We start from the raw sequence: 24,114 nt of genomic DNA on the forward strand, positions 1-24,114 counted from the left end.
CGGCGGCCCCGGGTCGGGCGGCGCCGGGTAGGCACCGTCCGCGAACAGGTTATACGACTTCGGCGATCAGTTCGATCTCGACGCAGGCGCCGCGCGGGATCTGCGCTACGCCGAACGCGGAGCGGGCGTGCTTGCCGGCTTCGCCGAATACTTCGCCCAGCAGTTCCGAGCAGCCGTTCGTGACCAGGTGCTGGTCGGTGTAGTCGGGCGTGGAGTTCACCAGGCTCATGACCTTGACGATGCGCTTCACGTTGTTCAGGTCGCCGCCGCACGCTTCCTGCAGGGTGCCCATCAGGTCGATGGCGATGGCGCGCGCGGCCTGCTGGCCTTCCGCCGTCTCGATGTTCTTGCCCAACTGGCCGGCCCAGATGCTGCCGTCCGCTTTCTTCGCGATATGGCCGGAGATGAACACCAGGTTGCCGGTGCGGACCCACATGACGTAGGCGGCCACGGGGGCCGCGGGCGGGGCCAGCGTGATATCGAGCGACTTCAGTTTTTCGTAGACGGACATGGCGTATCTCAAGGAAGGTTGCAGATTCAAAGATCGATATTGTACGGCCTGACGGCAGCGGTGCCCACCTCTTGCCGCCGAATTAACTCCGGGATTTCGGGCCAGTCCCGGCAAAAAATGGCAGCGCGGCGGCTCATGGCGCGCGCCGCCGCACGGCGGTACGGCGGCCCACCGCGACCACCGCGATCACGGCCAGGGCGAAGCCCACGTGGGCCGTCCGCAGCGGCTCGCCCAGCACCAGCGCGGCGCCCAGCAGCGTCAGGAACGGCTGCACCAGTTGCACCTGGCCGACGCGCGCCACGCCGCCCAGCGCCATGCCGCGGTACCAGAAGAAGAAGCCGAGGAACATCGAGAAGACGCATGTGTAGGCGAACCCCAGCCAGGCCGACAGCCCGGCCGCGCCCAGCGCCGCGCCGTGCGTGCCCCACTGCCACAGCGTGAGCGGCAGCGCGACGGGCAACGCCAGCAGCAACGCCCAGCTGATGGTCTGCTGGCCGCCCAGCGTCGCGGCCAGGCGGCCCCCTTCCGCGTAGCCGTAGGCGGCCGCCAGCACGGCGGCGAAGACCGCCAGGTCGGCGGCGTGCAAGGTGCCGCCGCTCTGGCGCAGCGCGAAGCCGACGACGAGGCTGGACCCCAGCAGCGCACTGGCCCAGAACGCGGGCGACGGTCGCTCGTGGCCGCGCAAGGCGGCGCACAGCGCCGTCGCCAGCGGCAGGATGCCGACCATGACCGCGCCGTGCGACGCGGGCAGGGTGCGCATCGCCAGGGACGTCAGCAGCGGGAAGCCGAGCACGCAGCCGGCCGCCACGGCCGCCAGCGCCGGCAGCGCGGCCCGGGGCGGCAGCGGCGCGCGCCGTACGGCCAGCCAGGTGGCGGCCAGCATTGCCGCCACGACGGCGCGGGCCATCGCGGCAAACGTGGGATCGAGATCGGCGACGGCGAGCCGGGTAAACGGCAGGGTCAGGCTGAAGATGGCGACGCCAGCGAAGCCGAGCAGCATGCCGGCGGTTTCGGGAGCGAGGCGCGACGTGAATCGGGAGGTGAAGCGGGAGGTGCGTCGGAGCGGGGCGGATGGCGGCATGTGGGTTGGGTAGCGGTCAGGTTGATTTACCTGTATCGTAGAACTTCAGGCCAGTACAGTGCCTATACACTTCCACTGCGCACATCAATAACTGTAACGGACGCATGACCAATACAAAGCTGCCAGCCCTCCCGGCCATGCCTGCCGGCCTGCTGACCCGCGATGCCGACGAGTCCCTGACGGACCAGATCGTGCGCACCGTTGCCGCCCGCATCGAGGAGCGGTTGCTGCGCCCCGGCAGCCGCATGCCGTCGATCCGCGCCTTTGCCGCCAGCCATGCTGTATCCGCCTTCACCGTCGTTGCCGCCTACGACAAGCTGGTGGCGCGCGGCTACCTGGCGTCGCGCCGCGGTGCCGGATTCTTCGTCCGCGCCCGCCCTGGCACGGTGACGGCCCCCGCGGCAGCCGTCGAGCCGGCCGAACAGGGGCTGGACGTGCCCTGGCTGGTGCGCAATATGTTCCGCCAGTTGCCGCACCAGCAGATGCCCGGCACGGGCGTGCTGCCGGCCGAGTGGCTCGACGGCGAGGCTGTCGCGGCGGCGCTGCGCCACGTGACGCGGCGGCGCCAGGACATCTTGCTGAACTACGGCGTGCCGCAGGGCCACCTGCCGCTGCGCCAGCAGCTGCAGCTGAAGCTGGCGGAGGTGGAGATCGGCGCGGCGCCGGAGCAGATCGTGACGACGGCAGGCGTGACGCAGGCGCTCGACATGGTCGCGCGCGAATTCACCCGCCCCGGCGACACGATCCTGGTCGACGACCCGGCCTGGTTCCTGATGTTCGCGTCGTTCGCGGCGCTGGGCGCGCGCGTCGTCGGCGTGCCCCGGCTGGCCGATGGTCCCGACCTGGGCCGCCTGGCCGAGCTGGCGGCGCTGCACAAGCCCAAGCTGTACGTCATCAATTCGGTGCTGCACAACCCCACCTCGACGTCGCTGTCGGCCGCCAAGGCGTTCCAGGTGCTGCGCATCGCCGAGCAGCATGGCATCGTGGTGGTGGAGGACGACATCTACTGCGACCTGCACCCGGGCGCCGGCGTGCAGCCGGCCACGCGGCTGGCGGCGCTGGACCAGCTGAAGCACGTGGTCTACCTGTCCGGCTTCTCGAAGACGATGGCGGCCAACCTGCGCGTGGGCTTCATCGCCGCGTCGCCCGAACTGGCGCGCCGGCTGGCGGACCGCAAGATGCTGCAGACCTTGACCACGTCCGACATCGGCGAGCGCGCGGTGCACCAGATCCTGTGCGAGGGCACGTACCGCAAGCACGCCGAGCGCATGCGGGCGCGCCTCGATGGCATGCGCGCCCGCACCGTGCGCCAGCTCGAGCGCATCGGCTTGCGCATCGACATGGCGCCGCCGGCCGGCATGTTCGTCTGGGCCGACGCGGGCCGCGACACCAACGTGCTGGCCGAGAAGGCGATGGCTGCCGGGCTGCTGCTGGCGCCCGGCAGCCTGTTCTCGCCCAGCCAGCTGCCGTCGTGTTTCATGCGCCTGAACATCGCGGCGATGCAGGACGCGGCGGTGTGGCGCTTCCTGGAGCGCGAGCTGGACGGCGAAAACCGGTGACAGTCACCCTTTTCCGAAATCGGTGACTGTCACCGTTTTTTGCTGGCATGGGGGCGAAAATTTTGTCGAAAGACTCTTGAAAGATAGAATGACAACCCGATATTCCGGCAATCCCTGAAACCCTGCTCAACAATATACTTGAGGTAGAAATGGCCGATAACAAAGAAACTTTGGGCTTCCAGGCGGAAGTGAAGCAGCTGCTGCAGCTGATGATCCACTCGCTGTACTCGAACAAGGAAATCTTCCTGCGCGAGCTGATCTCGAATGCTTCGGACGCTGCCGACAAGCTGCGCTTCGAGGCGATCAACAACGATGCCCTGTACGGCAACGACCACGAGCTGAAGATCAAGGTCAGCTTCGACAAGGCCGCCCGCACCATCACCATTTCGGACAACGGCATCGGCATGAGCCGCGACGAGGTCATCTCGCACCTCGGCACCATCGCCAAGTCCGGCACCAAGGAATTCTTCGGCAAGCTGTCCGGCGACCAGCAGAAGGATGCCGCGCTGATCGGCCAGTTCGGCGTGGGCTTCTACTCCGGCTTCATCGTGGCCGACAAGATCACCGTCGAAACGCGCCGCGCGGGACTTCAAGCAAGCGACGCCGTGCGCTGGGAATCGAGCGGCGAAGGCGACTACAGCGTCGAGGCCATCGAGAAGACGGACCGCGGCACGAGCATCATCCTGCACCTGCGCGAGGGCGAGGACGAGCTGCTGTCGGCCTGGAAGCTCAAATCCATCATCCGCAAGTACTCCGACCACATCTCGCTGCCGATCCAGATGGCGAAAGAGGAGTGGGACGAGGAGAAGAAGGAGATGGTCACGAAGGACGAACTCGAGACCATCAACCAGGCCAGCGCGCTGTGGGCCCGTTCGAAGAGCGACATCACGCCCGAACAGTACGAGGAATTCTACAAGCACGTCTCGCACGACTTCGCCGCGCCGCTGACCTACACGCACAACCGCGTCGAGGGCCGCAGCGAATACACGCAGCTGCTGTACATCCCGGCCAAGGCGCCGTTCGACCTGTGGGACCGCAACAAGCGCGGCGGCCTGAAGCTGTACGTCAAGCGCGTCTTCATCATGGACGACGCCGAGCAGCTGATGCCGACCTACCTGCGCTTCGTGAAGGGCGTGATCGATTCGGCCGACCTGCCGCTGAACGTCTCGCGCGAGATCCTGCAGGAGTCGCGCGACGTCAAGGCGATCCGCGAGGGTTCGACCAAGCGCGTCATCGGCATGCTGGAGGAACTGGCCAACGCCGAGGAGCAGGACAAGAAGGACAAGTACGCCACGTTCTGGACCGAGTTCGGCCAGGTGCTGAAGGAAGGCATCGGCGAGGACATGACGAACAAGGAGCGCCTGGCCAAGCTGCTGCGCTTTGCGTCCACCAACGGCGACTCGGCCGACCAGGTCGTCGCCCTGGCCGACTACGTGGGCCGGATGAAGGAAGGCCAGGAGAAGATCTACTACGTCACCGCCGACAGCTACACGGCCGCGAAGAACAGCCCGCACCTGGAAATCTTCCGCAAGAAGGGCGTCGAAGTGCTGCTGCTGACCGACCGCGTGGACGAATGGATGCTGTCCTTCCTGACCGAGTTCGATGGCAAGGAACTGGTCTCCGTCGCCAAGGGCGGCCTGGACCTGGGCAAGCTGGAAGACGAGGCGGAGAAGAAGGAACACGAGGAGACCGAGAACCAGTACAAGGACCTCGTGGCGAAGATGAAGGAAACGCTGGGCGAGAAGGCCAAGGACGTGCGCGTCACGTTCCGCCTGACCGACTCGCCGGCCTGCCTGGTGGCGGACGAGCACGAGTTGTCCGGCAACCTGCTGCGGATGCTGAAGGCGGCGGGCCAGAACGCACCGGAATCGAAGCCGATCCTGGAAATCAACCCGAACCACCCGCTGGTCACGCGCCTGAAGTACGAAAGCGCGGAAGACGGCAAGTTCGCCGACTGGACGCACATCCTGTTCGACCAGGCCCTGCTGGCCGAGGGCGGCACGCTGACGGACCCGGCGGCGTTCGTCAAGCGCGTCAACGAGATGCTGCTGAAGTAAGGTTCTTCGGTCCCTGAACCACGGCCCGGCCGCGCAAGCGTCCGGGCCGTTGTGTTTTGTGCAGGCACCGGTAAGGCTTGATCTACGGTAACTCGATGGATATTTCCTGGCGGTATGCTCGATCTCCTGTGACTACGGGGGACCGCCATGAAGTTGACCGCTGCACGCATCCGCTACGCCACTGCCGGTTGCCTCGCGCTGGCGCTCCTGGCCGCCGCCTGGCCCGGCGCGCTGCCCGCCCACGCCGCGCGCCTGCCAGCCGCCGCGCCGCCGATCGAAATGCCGCCCGACCCGGGCGAGGCGGGCCGGGCCACCCTGGCCGGCATCGACAGCAACGACAATGGCGTGCGCGACGATTTGGAACGCCATATCGCCCGGCACTTCGGCACGGACGAGCGGGTGCGGCGCGCCGTTGCCAACGCCGTCATCGCGACCCAGCAGGGCATCCTGGCCACGGATGCCGACGATTCCGCCGCCGCCCAGGCCATGCTGGTGCGCGCAGGCGACTGCATGGGCGCGATCGCGACCGACCTGGCACCGTACGGCGACGCGCTGTGGCGGCTGCGTCCACTCATCGACGACACGCCCGAGCGCAAGGAAGCGATGGCGGCGCACATGCGGCGGGTGCTGCGCATGGACTCTGCCGTCCGGGAGGAATTACGCTGGGACGAAAGGTGCGCCGCCCGGATCGACGAAGTGGAGGAATGGCGGCACTGATGCCAGCCCGGCGGTAGGACCACGGCACCGGCACCGGCCCGGGTCAGGCGCCGGCCAGCGGGGCTGCGTCGCTCAGCGTTGGCGCCGCCGCGCCAGCACCAGCAGCAGCGGCATGCCCAGCGCCAGCATGGCAATCCCGGCCGGCTCCGGCACCGGCTGCAGGAAGCCGCGGATCTCGCCGCCCGGTGCAAAGGTGCTGTGGAGGTTGAAGTAGGCCTGGCCATTGTCCAGGGCCGCCAGCAGTGCCGCTTCCGCACCGGCGATGCCGCCATGGGAATTGACGAAGCCCGTATTCCACGTGCTGGCCAGCGACGTATCGAACACATGATGATAGGTGCCGTTCGTCACGCCGGACGGGAACTCCGTGAACGACGGCGTCATTGTCGCCACGCCGGCCGTGCCCGCGCCCGGCAGCGCCGTGCAGCAGTGGATATGGGCGTTCGTGCTGGTGCCCAGCAGGCCCGAGAACGTGACGTCGATCGTCAGCGTGTGCGTGGCGATATCGAAGCCCACGGTCGCGCTGCCGGTCGCCGGCGATGCATTGGGCGGGTCCTCGCTGGCGCCCGACAGTTGCGTCGTATAGATGTGTGCGGGGGCAATCTGGACGGTTGCGCCGGCGGACAGGGTCGTGAACGCCAGGGCCAGCAGGGCCAGTGATTTCGACAGGTGAATCGGCATGGAAGTCTCCTCGCTAAGTGGGAACCCTGCTGCAAGCAAGCGCCACGCCAGAGCTGGCACAAGCAGGAAAATCAGGCACTTGCGTTATTTTCCGCAAGTAACTGTAAAGCTTGTCGACACCCGCCCGGCCACATACGCGACCCGCGCACGGTTGGACACGCGCGACACGCGCGCCAAACGTATGAGATAGAATGCAATCTTGCTCTTTGTTCATTATGTCCCCTTCACCGAATTCCAGTCCGCCGAGCGCATGCAACACACCTGTTCCGTCCTCCTGATTGACGACGAAGCGCTGGCGCGGGACTACCTGCTGCACAGCCTGGAGTCGCACGCCGATATCACCCTGTGCTACGACCACTGCGCCGAGAAGGCCGTGCACCTGGCCCTGGAGGTGGCGGCGACGGTGGTGCTGGTCGACCTGCGCATGCCCGGCACCGACGGCTTTGCCGTCATCCGCAACCTGCGCGCCGATCCCAGGACGGAAAACCTGCCCATCGTGCTGCTGTCGTCCGAGCAGGATGCCGAGATCAAGGTGCAGGCGTTCGCCGCCGGCGCCAACGACTACCTCGTCAAGTGGCCCGATCCGCGCGAGCTGGTGGCGCGCGTGCGTTACCACAGCGGCGCCTGCGTGGCCCGCCGCCAGCGCGACGAAGCGTTCGCGTCGCTGGCGCGCAGCCAGGAGGAACTGCGCGTCAGCCAGGCCGCGCTGCACCAGGCGCAGAAGATGGAAGCGATCGGCCAGTTGACGGGTGGCGTCGCGCACGACTTCAACAACGTCTTGCAGATCATCGGCGGCAACCTGCAGCTGCTCAAGCTGATCGGTGGCGTCACGGACAATGCCCGCACCCGCATCGATACGGCGCTGGCCGGGGTGGAGCGGGGCGCGCGGCTGGCGGCGCACTTGCTGGCGTTCGCGCGCCGCCAGCCGCTGCAGGCCGTCGTCATCGATCCCACCATCGCGCTGACGGAGATGGAGGACATGCTGCGCCGCGTGCTGGGGCCGCAGGCGGCGATCGTCACCGATATCTCGCCCCTGCTGTGGAGCACGGCCGTCGATCCCAGCCAGCTGCACAACGTGATCCTGAACCTGGCCATCAATGCACGCGACGCGATGCCGGGCGGTGGCACGCTCACGCTGCGGGCCCGCAACGTGGCGCAGGGCACGCCCCAGTTGGCCGAGGTGGGCGACGGCGACTATGTACTCATCGAGGTGGCCGACACGGGCAAGGGCATGCCGCCGGAGGTGCTGCAGCGCGCATTCGAGCCGTTCTTCACCACCAAGCCGACGGGGCAGGGCACGGGCCTGGGCCTGTCGATGGCGTATGGCTTCGTCAAGCAGTCGGGCGGCGAAATCCTGCTGAAGAGCCGGCCGGGCGAGGGCACCACGGTGAGCATCTTCCTGCGCCGCAGCACCCAGGCACCGGCCCACGACGAGGATGCGGCGGTGACCGGGCTGTTCGGCGGCGTCGAGACGATCCTCGTGGTGGAAGACGAGGAGGCGGTGCGCGATGCGACCGCCGGCCTGCTGTCGGCGCTGGGCTACCAGGTGCTGCAGGCGTCCGACGCGGATCACGCGGCGCGTCTCGTCGAAGCCGGTGCCCGCGTGGACCTGTTGTTTACGGACGTGATCATGCCGGGCAAGATGAGCAGCCTGGAATTGGCCGAGCTGGTGCGCCGACGCCAGCCGGACGTTGAGATCCTGTTCACCTCCGGCTATGCCGAGGGCGTGCTGGCGCACGAAGGCAAGCTCGATCCCTCCATCAGCCTGCTGCAAAAGCCCTACAACGCGGACGTCCTGAGCGCCCGCATCCGTCACCTGCTGCGGCGGCGCAAGGCGGCCTGACAGCGCCATACCCTACTTTCGGAGGGGTGTGAGGATTCGATAGATTTGTTGCATTATTTGCACGATAGAATCGGTGCACCGCCCGTCATGCCGTCGCGACGGCTGGGGCGCACGATGCGCCAGAGAGCGACGGTCCCCGCACGCGTATCTTGAGGCCATCCCATGCAAAGAACCCGTATCGCCATGCTGCTCTCGCTCGCGATGAGCGCAGCCCACGCCGCCCCCACCATCGTCAGCTTCGATGCCGACAACCTGAAAGTCGTCGACGGCCAGCCCGTCAAACTGAGCTGGACCGTGTCCGACGCCACCGTCGTGCGCCTGAACGGCCAGGTCGTCACCGGCAACAGCGTGACCGTCACACCGCTCGCCACCACCGGCGCCAAGCTCGACTATCGCCTGGAAGCCTCCAATGCGTTTGGCAAGAGCACGGACGTGCGCACGATCGCGCTGAGCCGCGGCACGGTGCTGGACAGGGGTTATATCCCGGAAGCCTACGCAGCGGACTGCACGCCGCGCCCGGACACCGATTACATGGCGGCGCACAAATTCCTGCGCGTCGAACCACGCGACTGCACGGTCGTGCGCACGGCTACGCCCGTATTCACGTGGGCGCAGGTGGCCCCGAGTTGGCGGCTCGCCGACATGACGTTCACGCTGACGGGCCCGGGCGGCTACGAGTACAGCGTTACCACCAAGGAGCCGCGCCTGCTGCTGCCCAAGCCCCTGGTGGAGGCGGGACGCTACACGTGGAAGGTGCAGGAACGGACGAACGCCGGCGTGGTGAGTACGAGCCAGGAGCGCACGTTCGAGTTCGACGGCGCCGAGCTGCCCAACGTGGCGACCGGCGCGCAGGTACGTGCGAACATCCTTGCCAAGCCGTGGCCACGCATCCTGCCGCGCGACGCCAGCGGCAAGGTCATGACGTGGGCCGCGATCGACGCGGCGCTGAAGGTCAGCGACCAGAAGGAATCGTACGCGGCCTATATGGCGAAGGCGGCGGGCTTCGCGACGCCGGTCGACGTCACCGAGCCGCCGACATCGGAGAAAAAATACAACACATCTGTCCGCGATACCTTGCTGCGCATCGAGACGCTGGCCACGGCTGGCCAGATCACCGGGAACGCCGCTTACAAGCAGGAAGCGATCAACAGCCTGCTGAAGCTGGCTGCCTGGCGCATGGACGCGGAAGGCACGACCACCGAGTGGAAGCAGGACCAATGGAACCGCGACGTGCTGCGCAGCCTGTCGCTCGGCCTGGATATGCTGTACACGCAAATGACCGCGGCACAGCGCGACGTCATCATCAATGCCATCAACCTGCGCCTGGCGCCGCTGATGACCAAGCTGAACGACCTGTACACGCTCCCTTACAACTCGCACCTTCTGACCGCCGCGCTGTACGCGGTGGAAGTGATGATGCATGCCACCGGCGCGGTTGGCAGCACGCAGCGTTTCGAGCCCGCCGGAACGGAAGGCCAGCTGCTGGCGAAGACGTGGAACACCGTTATCACGACCATCGGCACGTGGCGCGGCGGCAGCGACAGCGCCTTCGGCAACAGCACGGGCTATGCGTGGATGGCGTTGATCAGCTATTCCGAATTGTTGGCCGACTACCAGCTGACGGCGGGCGTGGACATCAGCCACATCCAGGCACTGGACAAGTTCGGCGACAATTTCTACTCGACCACTCCGCGGGTCCGCTCGCAGATCAGCGCGGCGAATCCGTTCGGCGGCACGCGTGCACCGTTCGGCGACGGCTCGGAGCAGGGCGGCTATTACTACTCCTACGCATGGCAGTCGTACAGCCTGTTCGCGCACGTGTCGCAGAATCCGGTGGACGAGTGGTACTACCGCGCCGACATCGACAAGACCCGCAGCGCGCCGCTGCGCATCTATCATTACCTGATGACGGCCAGCAAGGCACGCGTGGCCCCGGCCGACAATCCGCAACTGCCATCCACCTACCTGTTCGAGGATGCCGGCCAGGTCGCGATGCATACGGACACCGTGGCCCCGCTCCGTTCCAGCCTGTACTTCCGCTCCAGCCGCCTGGGCTCGCTCAATCACAGCCACGCCGACAACAACAGCTTCATCTTCGTGTCGAAGGGCCGCGACATTTTCGTGTCCGGCGGCACGTATGGAGATTTCGGCGATACCACGGAGCAGGAACTGCGCCGTGCGACCCGTTTCAAGAACGCACTGACGTTCGACGCGGGCGAAGGCTACACCGACAGCGGCATCGGCCAGGCGGAGCCGGTCCCCGATCCGACCGTGGCGGGCAATCCCACGTTCACGATGGTGGCCAATGCCAAGCTGATCAATTACTATGCCCGCCCGGACAGCAACTGGTCCATCGCCACCGGCGATGCCACCGGCGCCTACCAGGGCGAGATCACGCCGAAGTCGCACACGTTCAAGCCGCTGCTGAAAAATGCCGTGCGCACTGTGGCCTATAACCGTGCCGATCGCGTCGCGCTGATCTACGACTTCGCCAGCAGCGACATCAAGCGCCGCTGGCAGTACAACTTCCAGACGATCGCCAAGCCAGAAGTGATTGCGACCGAGCCGCGCCGCATGAAGGTGGTTGCCTCGGACGCCAAGGTCTGTACGTACTTCCACGGCGCCGACGGGGCGTTCTCGCAACCGCAGGACATGGATACGCTGTACCCGGCGTACTTCACGCCCGGCCAGCAGTACCATACGGACTACAAGACCAAGGACCGCCACAACCAGATCGCCAGCCTGACCGTCCTGACGGAAGACTGCGCGACCAACGTACCGGTGTATGTGACCTACCTGTCGCCGACCAAGCTGCTGGTCAACCGCGGCAAATCCTGGCTGGTGTTCGACCAGCGCAACGTGCAGATCTCCGAGTAAGCACGACGCCGGCCGCCAGGCCGGTACGAAGCGCCGCACTGCATGCGGCGCTTTTCTTTCGTCAGCGCGCCGGCTCGACCTTCACCAGCACCACGTCGTTGGCGCGCATCGGCACGGCCACGCGCGCCTTGCCGGAGGCAGGCACGCGCAGCGTGGAGCGTTTCGGCGCGTCCGTCGTCATTGCTTGCAATTGCTTCAGCTGGGCTTCGTCCAGCTGCTTCGGTCCGCCCATCTCGATCCAGGCCGTGTGGGCGTCGTTGGCGCGAAATCCCGTGCGGTGGACCGCCACCGTGTAGCGGCCCGGCTCCAGGCCGGACAACCGCAGATCGAGCGGCACGCTGGCCTTCGTCGGCAGTACCGCGGTGTAGGTGGGCCGGTTGCTTTTCGCCTGCACGGGCTGCTGGAAGTCCCACGCCAGTACCCGCACGCCGCGGTCGTCGCGCGTGACGATGCTTTGGGCATCCTCGACGGGCACCTGGGCGTCGCCCAGCTGGTTCAGGTACTTGTAGGCGAACCACGCCGGCTTGCGGATGCCCTGCGGGTTCATCAGCCCGAACCCGCCCTCGAACGGCGCGGTGGGCGGGCCCGGTTCCTCGAACAGGTCGCTGTAGGTCCAGTAGCTCATGCCCTGCACCAGTCCCGCGCTGGCCTTCAGCTTGGCCAGGATGTAGGGCGCACTGACGTACGAGTCGTGCACCGGGTCGCGCGGCGTGTAGCTGGTGCTCCATTCGGTGAAATACAGCGGCAGCCCGGGGCGGCTGGAAGCTTCGATCTCGGTGCGCACCTTGCGCACGTCGCCGACGATGGCCTCCGGCGAGGGCGACAGCTTGGTGTCCTCCTTGCCTTGTTCGTCCAGGAAGCCGCCGTCGACCCCATACGTGTGCGTGGTGACGAAGTCCACCGCCGCATCGGTGGCATCGGCGTGGCGCAGGAATTCCGGCACCCACGCCGCGCCCGCCGTGGACGGGCCGCCTACGCGCAGTGCCGGGTCGATGGCCTTGATGGCGCGCGCCGTCAGCGTGTACAGGTCGAAGTAGGCCTGCCGGTCCGCCCTTTCCCAGAAGCCGTCCAGGTTCGGCTCGTTCCAGACCTCGAAATACCAGGTCCGCACTTCGGCCTCGCCATAGCGATCGCGCAGGTGGCGCACGAAGGCGTCCACCAGTGCCGCCCACTTGGCCGGCACCGGGTGCGACGTATTGCCCTTCCAGTAGAAGATCGACGCATCCGAGCTTTTCATCGCCAGCGGCGTGAAGCCGAGTTCGACGAACGGCTTGATGCCGATGTCCAGCATGCGGTCGTACAGGTAGTCGATCTTCGTCCAGTCGTAGACCGGCTTGCCGTCCACCTCGCGGTAGGTGCCCAGCACGTCGTGGAAGATGGCGTGGAAGCGCAGGTAGCGGAAACCCAGCTCGTCGCGCGCCAGCCGCAAGTGCGCCAGGCTATCGTCCCGGATCAGCGTGCCGGGATAGTCAGAACCGACGGAGAGGTCGGTGTAGCGGTCGCGCGGCGTGGTCGCTGCCGCCGTGTCGATGGCGATCTGGCGCGGCGCGGCCTGCGCCGTGGCCGCGAGCAGGGCGCAGGCGGCCAGGAGGGTGCGGCTGGACATGGACGGGCTCCGTGTGATGTCGAGCCGCTATCGTCGCGCATGGGGGAGGCGGGCGGCAATTGCGAAAATCACCGGGGGACCAACAAAATTCGAGGGATGGGGAGTTGGCATGATCCGCCACAGTCCACCAAACTTCGGGGTCCGTCCCCCGCGGGGACAGACCCCAGGCTCAGTTCTGCGGCCGTACATACCGCTGCGATCCCGGCGGCGGTTCGTTCAGCACGGCCCAGAAGATGCCCAGGTCGGAAATGGCCCGGACGAATTCCTTGAAGTCGACGGGTTTGACGACGTAGGCGTTGACGTTCAGCTCGTAGCTGCGGATCAGGTCCTGTTCCTCGCGCGAGGAGGTCAGCATGACGACCGGCAGGCCGCGCGTGTCCGGCATCGTGCGCACTTCGCGCAGCACTTCGATGCCGTCCACCTTCGGCAGCTTCAGGTCCAGCAGTACGACGGCCGGGTTGCCCTTCTGGCGGCTGGCATATTCGCCCCGGCAATACAGGTAGTCGAGCGCTTCGGCGCCGTCGCGCACGACGATCACTTCGTTGGCGAGCTGGCTCTTTTCCAGGGCGATCAGCGTCAGTTCGAGGTCGTGGGGGTTGTCTTCCACGAGGAGGATGGGCTTGAGCATGCTATACAGACGGTAAGGTATTCGGAATCGTAAAGGTGAACGTCGCGCCCTCGCCGGCGCCGGACGTGGCCGCGACCCGGCCGCCATGGCGTTCGACGATGCGGCGCACATTGGCCAGACCGATGCCCGTGCCCTGGAAGTCCTCCATGCGGTGCAGGCGCTGAAACACGCCGAACAGCTTGTGTGCGTAGTCCATGTTGAAGCCGACGCCGTTGTCGCTGACGTCGAAGACGGTTTCGCTGCCGGTACGCCGGCCGGTGACGCGGATGACGGCTGGGTCTCTCTGGCCGGTGAATTTTACGGCGTTCGACAACAGATTATACAAGGCTAGCTGGATGAAAGTCGGGTCGGCGTGGATGTCGGGCAGGTCATCCACGTGCCACTCGACGTTGCGGCCCTGCGTGTCGAGCGTCAGCTTGTCCACGCAAGAACGTACCAGCTCGTTCATGCTGACCTGCACGGGGCGCAGCGATGCCCGGCCCATCTGCGAGAAGCTGAGCAGGTCGTCCACCAGCTTGCCCGCCAGCCGCGCCGATTCCTTGATGTTCTTCAGGAAGCGCTGGCGCTTGTCCAGCGTGTCGTTGCCGGCCGCTTCCAGCAACAGGTCGGAGAAACCGACGATGTGGCGCAGCGGCGCACGCAGGTCGTGCGAGACGGAGTAGGAGAACGCTTCCAGTTCCTTGTTGGCGCGGCCCAGTTCTTCGGCCAGCTCCGCCATCTGCTCGGCGCGCTCCAGCGCGATGCCCAGCAGCGCCGTGCGGAACTCCAGCGCCATCTCGATCTCGCCCGGGTGCCATGGCGCGCTGCGGCCGTGGATCGTCTCGCGCCACGTGGCAAAGCTGGTGCGCGGCGTCAGCTGGGCCGGTCCGGCCCCCGGCGCTTCCTTCGCGTGTGGATTTCCGGCCCAATCCACCGTATGCACGAACTCGGGCCGGAACCACAGCAGGTAGTGCTTGTGGATGCGCGAGATCGGCATCGCCAGCAGGCCGCTGGCGCAATGCAGGAAAGCAGCCGCCGGCGCGTAGTGCTCGGCCAGGCGGTCCGTGTGGAACAGGTCGCCATGGGTATGCTGGTCCAGCCAGCCGATCAGCGCACGCACCTGTTCTTCCCCCGGCGTGTCGCCGTAGCTGACGAGGCGGTCGTCCACGACGACGGCGGCGCCCCCGCGCGGGCGAAGTGCAGCAGTTCGGGGAACACGCTCCCCATGTTCTCGATGAAGTTGGCCCCTTGCGTCAGGCCCGCCAGCACGGACACCATGACGCGCCGTACTTCCAGGCGGAACTGCAGCTCGTCGGCATCCTCGCGGCTGGTGATGCGCAGCGCCAGGATGTGTCCCAGCTGCTCGCAGGCCGTGCGCTTGTCGAACGGGATATGGCAGGGCGCCGCGTTGTGGCAGGAGATCAGCCCCCACAGCCGGCCCCTTACCATCAGCGACAAGGACATCGACGCCAGCGTCTCCATGTTGCGCATGTACTGCAGGTGGATCGGCGAGACGCTGCGCAGGGCGGCGAACGACAGGTCGTTGGGCGCGCCCGTCAGCGGGTTGTGCGGCGGGACCAGCCGTGAGGGCGTGTAGTTGGCATCGCTGATCAGGCGGATGCGGTTGGCGGCATACAGTTCGCGCGCCTGGCGCGGGATGTCGGAAGCGGGGAAGCGCTGGCCCAGGTAGGACGGCAGCGAACCGTCGTTGCTTTCGGCCAGCACGTGGCCATGGCCTTCGGCATCGAACTTGTACACCAGCACGCGGCCGTAGCCGGTAACGGCCCGGATCTCGTCGGCCGCGGTGCGGCTCATCTGCTCGACGCTGTCGTGGTCGTTGAGCTGCTGCAGGAAGTCGCCGACCAGCGGATACAGGTGGCGGAAGTCGGCGGCGCCCGCCCGCGTCATCGCCTCGAACTCCAGCATCAGCAGTGCATCGTAGCGGTGTGCCAACACGTCGAAGCAGCACTCGTCGCCCTCGGCCAGCCGGATCGTGGCCGCAAAGCTGGGCCGCTCGCGCACGCGCGCGCCTGCCAGCTCCGCCTGCAACTGGGCGGCGGCGGCTACGCCGATGGCGTCCGCCAGCGTGCCGCCCAGTACCGCCTCGGGGGCTTGCCCAGGTGCCGCGGCAGGTTGTCGCTGGCCTGCACGACGCGCCCGTCCGGGTCCAGCGCCAGCACGAAGCCATGCGGCTGGATACTGCCCGGCGTGCGGATCGGTTCCTGCTCGCAACTGCTGAGATCGAGCGTCGCGCTGACTTGTGGTGTCAAACTTGTCATGGACAGAATTCTAACGGCAAACGCGGCCGGTTGTGCGGCCCGGCGCCCTGCCAGCGTGCTTCAGCGTACGCTTTGCACCAGGAAGGAGCCTTGGCCGCAGCTCTTCGCCGCACGCTTCGACTCGTCCGGCGCGCACGTGCGCGAGTGGCCGTCCTTGTCGTAGCAGGCACGCACTTCGCGCAGGAAACGGCCGGCGCCGGTGCAGAACGGGAGCACGGATTCGTCGGCCAGACTGGGGTTGGCCTTGCGGAATTCTTCCTTGAACTGGGCCGCCGTCACGCGCACTGGCTGGGCGGGCTTGCGGTAGGGCGCAGGGATCGCCAGGCCGTCCTTCAGCCGGGCCGACAGGGCCAGGTAGTCCTCGGCCGGCAGGCCCGAGCACGTGCCGTGCTTGGACCACTCATGCCCGATCAGCTTGGGGGATGGGTAGATCTTCTCGTATTTTGCCCGGGCCGCGTCGGGCAGCGGGTCGTTCGAGCAGTTCTGCGGGTAGCCCTTCTCGAACTGCGGCCACAGCCCGTGCAGCACGAAGCCCAGCTGGCGCCCGGTGGCGCACTGCTGCGGGTCCCTGCCGCCGTTGCCGGCGCAGTATTGCGGCGACCAGCTGAGCGCCAGCGCGTAGTAATCGAACTTGCCGGGCTCGGAACCCTGCGCCTTGCGGCTGCGCGCCTCGGCGGCGCCGCACAGCAGGGCGGCGGCCAGCGCGGGCAGCAGGACCAGCGTCCTGGTCGTTTTGGTGATATTCATGTCGGCATCCTGTCAAGGTCGCCGCACTGAGGCGGCGGGTGCGACGATTATAGCCACATCGACGATGACGACAAGACATCGTCTTGCCGAAAAAACGGTGACTGTCACCGTTTTTTTGGCAATGCTACAGCGCGGTGCGCAGGGCGAACAGTTCCGGGAACAGCACCACGTCCAGCATCTTCTTCAGGTAGCTGACGCCGGCGGTACCGCCCGTGCCCGTCTTGAAGCCGATCACGCGCTCGACGGTCGTGACGTGGCGGAAGCGCCAGAAGCGGAACGCCGTCTCCAGGTCCACCAGCTTCTCGGCCAGCTCGTACAGCGCCCAGTAGCGTTCCGGTTCGCGGTAGACGGCCAGCCAGGCTTCCTTGACGGAGTCGTCGGCCACCGTCGGCAGCGTGGGATCGACGGCCAGCCGCGCCTGCGACACGGGCAAGCCGTGCCGGGCCAGCACCCGGATCGCCTCGTCGTAGACGGACGGTTCCTCCAGCGCGCGGCGCAGGATGGCGTGCGCATCCGCACGCGTTTCGTGCACCTTCAGCAGGTTGGCGTTCTTGTTGCCCAGTACAAACTCGATCTCGCGGTACTGGTGCGACTGGAAACCCGAGGACGCGCCCAGGTAGGGCCGGATGGCCGTGTACTCGGGCGGCGTCAGCGTCGCCAGCACATCCCAGGCATGCACCAGCTGGTCCATGATGCGGGCCACCCGGGCCAGCATCTTGAACGCGGGCGCCAGGTCATCGTTCTTCAGGTGGGCGCGCACGGCATGCATCTCGTGCAGCATCAGCTTCATCCACAGTTCGCTGGTCTGGTGCTGGACGATGAACAGCATCTCGTTATGGTTCGGCGACAGCGGATGCTGCGCGTTCAGGATCTGTTCCAGGCCCAGGTAGTCGCCATAGCTCATGGATTTCGAGAAATCCAGTTGGGCGCCATGCCAGTCGGCCGGCTTGGTCGGTTCGCTCATCGCACTCTCTTTCAGGTCACGGCGGCGCGCGCCGCCGTGACATCGTACGCCTGGTCGTCCAGGATCTGCTGCAGGATCGTCACGGCGTCCCACACGTCGGCAAAGCTGGTGTACAGCGGCGTGAAGCCGAAGCGCATGATCTGGGGCTCGCGGTAGTCGCCGATGACGCCCCGTTCGATCAGCGCCTGCATGACAGCGTAGCCGTGCGGGTGCGTGAAGCTGACCTGGCTGCCGCGGCGGGCATGCTCGCGCGGCGTCACCAGCCCCAGTGGGTGCCTGGCGCAGCGGGTCTCGACCAGCTCGATGAACAGGTCCGTCAGCGCCAGCGACTTGGCGCGCAGCGCCGCCATGTCCGTCTCGGCAAACACGTCCAGGCCGCATTCCACCATCGCCAGAGAGACGATCGGCTGGGTGCCGCACAGCGCCCGGCCGATGCCGTCCGCGGGCGTGAACGTGCTGGCCATCCCGAACGGTACCGCGTGACCCCACCAGCCCGACAGCGGCTGCATGAAGTGGCCCTGGTGGCGCTCGGGCACCCAGATGAAGGCAGGCGAGCCGGGGCCGCCGTTCAGGTATTTATAGGTACAGCCTACGGCAAAGTCGGCGCCGTCGCGGTGCAGCTCGACGGGGACGGCGCCGGCGGAGTGCGCCAGGTCCCACACCATCAGCGCGCCGCGGGCGTGCGCCATGGCCGAGATGGCCGCCATGTCGTGCTGGTGGCCCGTGCGGTAGTTCACGTGCGTCAGCATCAGCACGGCCGTGTCGGCGTCGACGGCCGCGTCGATCGCATCGGGATCGTCCACCAGCCGCACTTCATAGCCACGGTCCAGCCAGGCCGACAGGCCTTCCGCCATGTAGATATCGCTGGGGAAGTTGTTGCGTTCCGTGACGATCACCTTGCGCCGCGCGTGTGGACGCTGCAGGTGCAGGGCGGCGGCCAGCGCCTTGAACAGGTTGACGGAGGTCGTGTCGGTGACGACCACTTCGCCGGGCCGGGCGCCGACCAGCGGCGCCAGCCGGTCGCCCAGCCGTTTCGACATGTCGAACCAGCCGGCCGTGTTCCAGCTCTTGATCAGGTCGTTGCCCCATTCCTGCGTGATCACGTGGGCGGCGCGGGCCAGCGCCGCCTTCGGCTGGGCGCCCAGGGAGTTGCCATCCAGATAAATCACGCCGGGCGGCAGGTCGAAGCGGTCGCGCAGCGGCGCCAGCGGATCTTGCGCATCGCGCGCAAGGCAGTCGTTGCGGGTTGTCGTCATGGCATCTACCCCAGGAAAAGCTTGAAGCTTCAAGCGAAAGCGCGAGTGTAGCATGGGAAAGATGCTACACAAGCAATGTCCGGCGCTGTCCCCGCCGCCATGAACACCCCGCAAACCCGCATGGATGCTCACTCTGTCGACCGTTTGAAGTTTTTTTCAGATTTTTTGCGAAAAACCCTAAAGTTCTTCGCAACGCTGCCGTTACCGATCTTAGATGAGCAGGAGTGGGCCTACAAAGCGGTCTGCAAAGCGGTCGAGAAAGCTGCCTCTGTTCGACGCTTTGGCCCGGGCAAAAAAAACTTAAAATTTTTCGCTGGTAACCCTAAAGTTCTGCTCAGCAGTGTCGTTACCTGTTCAGATGTGGCGAATTTGCCGCACCGAACCAACAGTTTGACGAAGTAATTTCGTTCCGACGGGCACTATTTTCCGTCGGGATACATCACCCGCAAAGCCGCGCCAGCACTGGCGCGCCCCTATGACCGCCCTGCGTTTGTCAGACAAACGCCGACAGGGTGGGCATCCCTGTTCCCTACCCGAAATACAGAGGTCTGCCTCTTCTCGGCTGTCATGCCCTACGGCACTATGTGTCTCAACGGAAACGCAAACGCGTTCCCAACCGAACACGACCGAGGAGATTCACATGACCGCAAACGACATGATGGCTGAAATTCGCGATGCAAATCTGAGCTACCTGATGCTGGCTCAGCAGATGATCCGCGCCGACAAGGTCACCGCGATCTTCCGTCTGGGCATCTCGGCCGATATCGCCGACCTGATCGAAGGCATGAGCAATGCCCAGATCCTGAAGCTGGCAGGCGGGAACATGATGCTGGCCCGCTTCCGCTTCGACGACAGCGCCATCCTGGGCATGCTGACGAACTACACGAAAGAGCGCTCGCTGGCGCAATCGCACGCCGCGATCCTGATGGCCGGACAGGGCGTCGAAGAAATCGCTTAAGCAGTATAGTAGGTCGCACGTTCTGAGATCCGGGAGCCGATGATGAGCAAGAAAAGTGTCGTGAGCGAAGCGCAGGAAATCCAGCTGGCCATCGAGCTGATCAACCTGGGTGCCCGCCTGCAACTGCTGGAATCGGAAGTGTCGCTGTCGCGCGAGCGCCTCCTGAAGCTGTACAAGGAGCTGAGGGGTGTGTCGCCGCCGAAGGGCATGCTGCCGTTCTCCACGGACTGGTTCCTGACGTGGCAGCCGAACATCCATTCTTCGCTATTTATTAACATCCATAATTTCCTCGTCGAGCACGCGAGCGCTTCCGGCATCGAAGCCGTCATGAAGGCCTACAAGCTGTACCTGGAGCAAATGCCGCCCGCGCCGGGCGAGGAGCCGCTGCTGTCGCTGACGCGCGCCTGGACCCTGGTGCGTTTCTTCTCCAGCAATATGCTGGAACTGAAGTCCTGCAGCAAATGCCAGGGCAAATTCATCGTCAACGGCATGGACCTGAACGGCGATTATCAGTGCGGCCTGTGCCATATGCCGTCGCGCGCGGGCAAGACCCGCAAGGCGAAAGACGAAGCCGCCGCCTGATCTTGGCGATCCCCCCATTCTCCTCAAGCCGGGCCGGCCGATGACGCCGCCCCGGCTTTTGTCTTTTTTGCACGCCGCGCTGCGGCCGCCGGCCGTGCGCGCGCTGCTGGTCCAGCTGGCCGCGCTGTTGCCGTGCGCGCTGCTGGCCCTGCTGGCCGATGCACTGGGCCACGGCCTGACCCTGCTGCAGGCGGTGCTGCTGCAAGGCGTGCTGGCGGCGCTGCTCACGTGGCGGCTTGGCCTGGCCCCGTGGTGGCGGTTCATCCAGCTGCTGTTCCCGGCCGCGCTGCTGATGACGAGCGCGCTGGGGCTGCCCCCCATCCTTTATCTGCTGGTCTTTATCGTGCTGCTGGGCTGGTACTGGTCCACGTTCCGCACGCAGGTGCCATATTTTCCATCCAGCCAGCCCGTGTGGGAGGCCGTCGCCGCGTTGCTGCCCGACCGTCCGGGGCTGCGCATCATCGACGTCGGCAGTGGCCTGGGCGGGATGACCTTGCATCTGGCCCGCTTGCGACCCGACGTCGATTGCACCGGTATCGAACTGGCGCCGGTACCGTGGTTATATTCTTTTCTACGGGCCCGGTTCACCGCTTCGCGCGCCAAGTTTATCCGCGGCGATTATGAAAAGATTCAGTTCGGCGACTACGACGTGGTATTCGCGTATCTGTCACCGGCGGTAATGAATGCCTTATATGCAAAGGCCAGGGGCGAAATGAAAGTTGGCAGCTTGTTAGTAAGTTACGAATTCGCCATACCGCCTTATATTCCCGACAAGACCATATTCACCACAGAGGGCGCTCCTCCTCTGTATGTATGGCGTTTTTAGGCCTCTTTCTCTTGCCCGGGAGCCGATCTCACGCTATTGTAGTTCCTTGTGGAATTTATTTCGGTGTGGCATTTTTTGTTGAAGGGTGATGCGTGTTAGTCATTATCGGTTACGTTGTCACGACGCTCTGCGTTTTCGGCGGCTTCGCGCTCGCCGGCGGGCACTTGGCCGCATTGTTCCAGCCGCTGGAACTACTGATGATTGGCGGCGGCGCACTGGGTGCATTCTTTGTCGGCAATAACAGCAAGGCCATCAAGGCAACGCTGGCGGCACTGCCCACCCTGCTGAAGGGTTCGCGCTACACGAAGGACCTGTACATGGAACTGCTGTCGCTGCTGTTCGACATCCTGTCCAAGGTCCGCAAGGAAGGCCTGATGTCCATCGAAGGCGATATCGAATCGCCGGCCGAGAGCCCGCTGTTCTCGAAGTACCCGACGGTACTGGAAGACCATCACATCGTCGAATTCATGACGGATTACCTGCGCCTGATGGTATCGGGCAACATGGATGCGTTCCAGATCGAGAACCTGATGGACAACGAACTGGAAACTCACCACCATGAAGGCGCGGTGCCCGCGCACGTGATCGCCAAACTGGGCGACGGCTTGCCCGCGTTCGGTATCGTGGCGGCGGTGATGGGCGTGGTGCACACGATGGAATCGGTGGGCCTGCCGCCTTCCGAGCTGGGCATGCTGATCGCCCACGCGCTGGTCGGTACGTTCCTGGGCATCCTGCTGGCCTACGGTTTCGTGGGTCCGCTGTCGAGCCTGCTGGAACAGAAGCTGGAAGAGTCGAGCAAGATGTTCCAATGCGTAAAGGTGACGCTGCTGGCCAGCCTGAACGGCTACGCGCCCGCGCTGGCCGTGGAGTTCGGCCGCAAGGTGCTGTACTCGACGGAACGGCCCACGTTCGCCGAGCTGGAAGACCACATCAAGAAGGCCAAGGCGAAGTGATAGCAAAGGGACGGCATCATGGATGACGGCGCCAAGCCGATTATCGTCAAGCGCATCAAGAAGTACGCGGCCGGCCACCATGGCGGCGCGTGGAAGATCGCCTATGCCGACTTCGTGACGGCGATGATGGCCTTCTTCCTCCTGATGTGGCTGCTGGGCTCGACCAGCAAGGGCGACCTGAACGGTATTTCCGAATTCTTCAAGACGCCGCTGAAGGTGGCGATGCAGGGCGGGTCGGGCAGCGGCGACAGCTCGTCCATCATCAAGGGCGGCGGCAAGGACCTGTCGCGCCAGGACGGGCAGGTCAACGCGGGCGGCGTGGACACGGCCAAGAAGTCGTTCAACCTGTCGGCGGCCAAGGCCGCGCTGGAAAAGGAAGAGACGCAGCGCCTGCAGACGCTGAAGGAACGCATCCAGAGCAAGATCGAGAATTCGGCCGCGCTGCAGAAGTTCAAGGACCAGCTGCTGCTGGACTTCACCAGCGAAGGCCTGCGCATCCAGATCGTGGACGAGCAGAACCGCCCCATGTTCCCGGCCGGTAAGGCCGACCTGCAGCAGTACACGCGCGAGATCCTGGAAGAGATCGCGCCCGTGCTGAACGACGTGCCGAACCGCATTGGCCTGACGGGCCACACGGATTCGACGCCGTATTTCAGCGAGACGGGCTACAGTAACTGGGAGCTGTCGGCGGACCGCGCCAACGCATCGCGCCGCGCGCTGGTGCAAGGTGGCATGCAGGACAACAAGATCATCCGGGTGGTGGGCCTGGCCTCGGCCGCGCACCTGGACCGCAAGGATCCGTTCAATCCGATCAACCGGCGCATCAGCATCATCGTGATGAACAAGAAGACGGAAGAGAACCTGATGCGCGACGCCGGCCGGATCGAAGTGGGCACGGACACGGAAGCGACGCGGGACGCGGCAGCCCGGGGCGCCCAGGCGACCGGCGCGCCGGCAACGAAATAAAGCACCCAAGACGAGATGGTTATGAACAGAAAAAAAATCCTCGGCTCCCACGTCAAGCGCATGCTGTCGGGCGTGTCGGATCACGGCAAGCAGCACCTGAGCGAGGTCGAGACGGACCTGCTGCAGACCAATCTGCTGCTGGAGGAGGCGATCGAGAAGCTGTCGCGCAACTTCATGGCGATCCATGACGCGGTCAATGCCCAGCAGACGACGATCCGCCTCCTGCTCGACGGCGGCACGCCGTCGGCCGAGGACAGGGCCAAGCTGGAGGCGATGAACGAGCAGGTCAGCACGTATGTGAACGCGGCCATCACCAGCATGCAGTTCCAGGACATGACGAGCCAGCTGATCGACCGTACCTTGAAGCGCGTGACGGGCCTGCGCGAGTTCCTGGCCACCTTGGGCACCTATGGCGCCGAGATGGACCCGGAAAGCGACAACGAGGCGATCGTCGACCTGCTCGGCAAGGTCAGCATGGCGCTGGCGATCCAGAGCCTGGAGTTGCGCAGCGTGCTGCGCAAGGCGGTCAGCCAGAAGCACCTGGAAAGCGGCGACATCGAGCTCTTCTGAGCCGACCGCATCCGTACGATCAACCAAACACAGTGGGCCGAGAAGTGCCCGAACTTTTTTAAGTGAGATAAAAAAATGGCTAAAACGATTCTTGCAGTTGACGATTCCAGCTCCCTGCGCCAGATGGTGGCATTCAGCCTGAAGGCTGCCGGCTACCAGGTCGTGGAAGCGGTCGACGGCCAGGATGGCCTGGAAAAGGCCAAGCTCCAGACGGTGGACCTGGTGCTGACCGACCAGAACATGCCGAAGATGGACGGCCTGCAGCTGATCGCGCACCTGCGCGAACTGCCCGCGTACGCGAAGACGCCGATCCTGATGCTGACGACCGAGTCGTCCGACGAGATGAAGGCCAAGGGCCGTGCCGCCGGCGCGAACGGCTGGCTGGTCAAGCCGTTCGACCCGCAGCGCCTGATCGAAGTCGTGAAGAAGGTGATCGGCTGATCATGTTCTCCCCGAGCTTATTTGACGGAGTCTCGC

The 24,114-nt window shown here is 65.5% G+C and carries 24 protein-coding genes; 13 read left to right on the top strand and 11 right to left on the bottom strand.

Features of this window, described 5'->3' with window-relative positions:
* Positions 1–49: 49 nt before the first annotated feature.
* Both PX653_RS02885 and PX653_RS02890 read right to left on the bottom strand, forming a co-directional pair.
* A complete protein-coding gene (locus tag PX653_RS02885; RefSeq protein WP_277416442.1) occupies positions 50–511 on the bottom strand; it encodes a RidA family protein in 462 nt (153 codons plus the stop codon).
* Between the two features lie 133 nt (positions 512–644).
* Complete coding sequence (locus PX653_RS02890; protein ID WP_277416443.1) at positions 645–1,511, bottom strand: DMT family transporter; 867 nt, start codon at positions 1,509–1,511, stop codon at positions 645–647.
* A gap of 185 nt (positions 1,512–1,696) precedes the next feature.
* On the opposite strand from PX653_RS02890, the gene PX653_RS02895 reads away from it, so the two are divergent.
* The 3 genes from PX653_RS02895 to PX653_RS02905 all read left to right on the top strand — a co-directional run bounded on the left by PX653_RS02895 (position 1,697) and on the right by PX653_RS02905 (position 5,925).
* On the top strand, positions 1,697–3,151 hold the full coding sequence (locus tag PX653_RS02895; RefSeq protein WP_277416444.1) for an aminotransferase-like domain-containing protein: 1,455 nt from the start codon (positions 1,697–1,699) through the stop codon (positions 3,149–3,151).
* A 149-nt stretch (positions 3,152–3,300) separates the two neighbouring features.
* On the top strand, positions 3,301–5,208 hold the full coding sequence (gene htpG / locus PX653_RS02900) for a molecular chaperone HtpG (RefSeq protein WP_277416445.1): 1,908 nt from the start codon (positions 3,301–3,303) through the stop codon (positions 5,206–5,208).
* Positions 5,209–5,355: 147 nt separating this feature from the next.
* Positions 5,356–5,925 carry a hypothetical protein gene (locus PX653_RS02905; protein ID WP_277416446.1) on the top strand — a complete coding sequence of 190 codons (570 nt, stop codon included), beginning with the start codon at positions 5,356–5,358 and terminating at the stop codon, positions 5,923–5,925.
* 72 nt (positions 5,926–5,997) lie between these two features.
* On the opposite strand, the gene PX653_RS02910 is transcribed toward PX653_RS02905, so the two are convergent.
* A complete protein-coding gene (locus PX653_RS02910; protein ID WP_277416447.1) occupies positions 5,998–6,603 on the bottom strand; it encodes a CHRD domain-containing protein in 606 nt (201 codons plus the stop codon).
* Positions 6,604–6,853: 250 nt separating this feature from the next.
* Here PX653_RS02910 and PX653_RS02915 point away from each other — a divergent pair, with 250 nt between their 5' ends.
* Both PX653_RS02915 and PX653_RS02920 read left to right on the top strand, forming a co-directional pair.
* Positions 6,854–8,446: a response regulator gene (locus PX653_RS02915; RefSeq protein ID WP_277416448.1), complete on the top strand. Its 1,593-nt coding sequence runs from the start codon at positions 6,854–6,856 to the stop codon at positions 8,444–8,446.
* Positions 8,447–8,608: 162 nt separating this feature from the next.
* Complete coding sequence (locus PX653_RS02920) at positions 8,609–11,323, top strand: heparinase II/III domain-containing protein (RefSeq protein ID WP_277416449.1); 2,715 nt, start codon at positions 8,609–8,611, stop codon at positions 11,321–11,323.
* A 61-nt stretch (positions 11,324–11,384) separates the two neighbouring features.
* On the opposite strand, the gene PX653_RS02925 is transcribed toward PX653_RS02920, so the two are convergent.
* The 8 genes from PX653_RS02925 to kynU form a co-directional block, all read right to left on the bottom strand.
* Positions 11,385–12,929, bottom strand: a complete 1,545-nt coding sequence (locus tag PX653_RS02925) for a GH39 family glycosyl hydrolase (RefSeq protein WP_277416450.1) — start codon at positions 12,927–12,929, stop codon at positions 11,385–11,387.
* 169 nt (positions 12,930–13,098) lie between these two features.
* Positions 13,099–13,557 carry a response regulator gene (locus PX653_RS02930; RefSeq protein ID WP_277416451.1) on the bottom strand — a complete coding sequence of 153 codons (459 nt, stop codon included), beginning with the start codon at positions 13,555–13,557 and terminating at the stop codon, positions 13,099–13,101.
* A 1-nt stretch (position 13,558) separates the two neighbouring features.
* A complete protein-coding gene (locus tag PX653_RS02935) occupies positions 13,559–14,704 on the bottom strand; it encodes an ATP-binding protein (protein ID WP_277416452.1) in 1,146 nt (381 codons plus the stop codon).
* Positions 14,644–15,558 carry a GAF domain-containing protein gene (locus PX653_RS02940; RefSeq protein ID WP_277416453.1) on the bottom strand — a complete coding sequence of 305 codons (915 nt, stop codon included), beginning with the start codon at positions 15,556–15,558 and terminating at the stop codon, positions 14,644–14,646. The genes PX653_RS02935 and PX653_RS02940 overlap by 61 nt, the downstream gene beginning before the upstream one ends.
* A gap of 41 nt (positions 15,559–15,599) precedes the next feature.
* A complete protein-coding gene (locus tag PX653_RS02945; protein WP_277416454.1) occupies positions 15,600–15,815 on the bottom strand; it encodes a hypothetical protein in 216 nt (71 codons plus the stop codon).
* 60 nt (positions 15,816–15,875) lie between these two features.
* Positions 15,876–16,562, bottom strand: a complete 687-nt coding sequence (locus PX653_RS02950; RefSeq protein WP_277416455.1) for a ribonuclease T2 family protein — start codon at positions 16,560–16,562, stop codon at positions 15,876–15,878.
* Positions 16,563–16,686: 124 nt separating this feature from the next.
* Positions 16,687–17,526 carry a tryptophan 2,3-dioxygenase gene (gene kynA / locus PX653_RS02955; protein WP_277416456.1) on the bottom strand — a complete coding sequence of 280 codons (840 nt, stop codon included), beginning with the start codon at positions 17,524–17,526 and terminating at the stop codon, positions 16,687–16,689.
* 11 nt (positions 17,527–17,537) lie between these two features.
* Entirely contained in the window at positions 17,538–18,782 is a 1,245-nt protein-coding gene (gene kynU / locus PX653_RS02960) for a kynureninase (RefSeq protein ID WP_277416457.1), read from the bottom strand.
* Positions 18,783–18,881: 99 nt separating this feature from the next.
* Here kynU and PX653_RS02965 point away from each other — a divergent pair, with 99 nt between their 5' ends.
* The 8 genes from PX653_RS02965 (at position 18,882) to PX653_RS03000 (ending at position 24,078) form a co-directional block, all read left to right on the top strand.
* Entirely contained in the window at positions 18,882–19,184 is a 303-nt protein-coding gene (locus PX653_RS02965; protein WP_277416458.1) for a hypothetical protein, read from the top strand.
* A gap of 238 nt (positions 19,185–19,422) precedes the next feature.
* Complete coding sequence (flhD, locus tag PX653_RS02970) at positions 19,423–19,740, top strand: flagellar transcriptional regulator FlhD (protein WP_277416459.1); 318 nt, start codon at positions 19,423–19,425, stop codon at positions 19,738–19,740.
* 42 nt (positions 19,741–19,782) lie between these two features.
* Complete coding sequence (gene flhC / locus PX653_RS02975) at positions 19,783–20,322, top strand: flagellar transcriptional regulator FlhC (RefSeq protein WP_277416460.1); 540 nt, start codon at positions 19,783–19,785, stop codon at positions 20,320–20,322.
* Between the two features lie 40 nt (positions 20,323–20,362).
* Complete coding sequence (locus tag PX653_RS02980; RefSeq protein ID WP_277416461.1) at positions 20,363–21,148, top strand: SAM-dependent methyltransferase; 786 nt, start codon at positions 20,363–20,365, stop codon at positions 21,146–21,148.
* Positions 21,149–21,240: 92 nt separating this feature from the next.
* Positions 21,241–22,101, top strand: coding sequence for a flagellar motor stator protein MotA (motA, locus tag PX653_RS02985; protein ID WP_277416462.1), 861 nt, complete (start codon positions 21,241–21,243; stop codon positions 22,099–22,101).
* Between the two features lie 15 nt (positions 22,102–22,116).
* Positions 22,117–23,067, top strand: a complete 951-nt coding sequence (gene motB / locus PX653_RS02990; protein ID WP_277418499.1) for a flagellar motor protein MotB — start codon at positions 22,117–22,119, stop codon at positions 23,065–23,067.
* 21 nt (positions 23,068–23,088) lie between these two features.
* Entirely contained in the window at positions 23,089–23,637 is a 549-nt protein-coding gene (locus PX653_RS02995) for a chemotaxis protein (RefSeq protein ID WP_277416463.1), read from the top strand.
* A 75-nt stretch (positions 23,638–23,712) separates the two neighbouring features.
* Entirely contained in the window at positions 23,713–24,078 is a 366-nt protein-coding gene (locus PX653_RS03000) for a response regulator (RefSeq protein WP_107142965.1), read from the top strand.
* Positions 24,079–24,114 lie beyond the last annotated feature (36 nt).

It is taken from the genome of Pseudoduganella chitinolytica, assembly GCF_029028125.1.
GTDB classification, from domain to species: Bacteria; Pseudomonadota; Gammaproteobacteria; order Burkholderiales; family Burkholderiaceae_D; genus Rugamonas; species Rugamonas chitinolytica.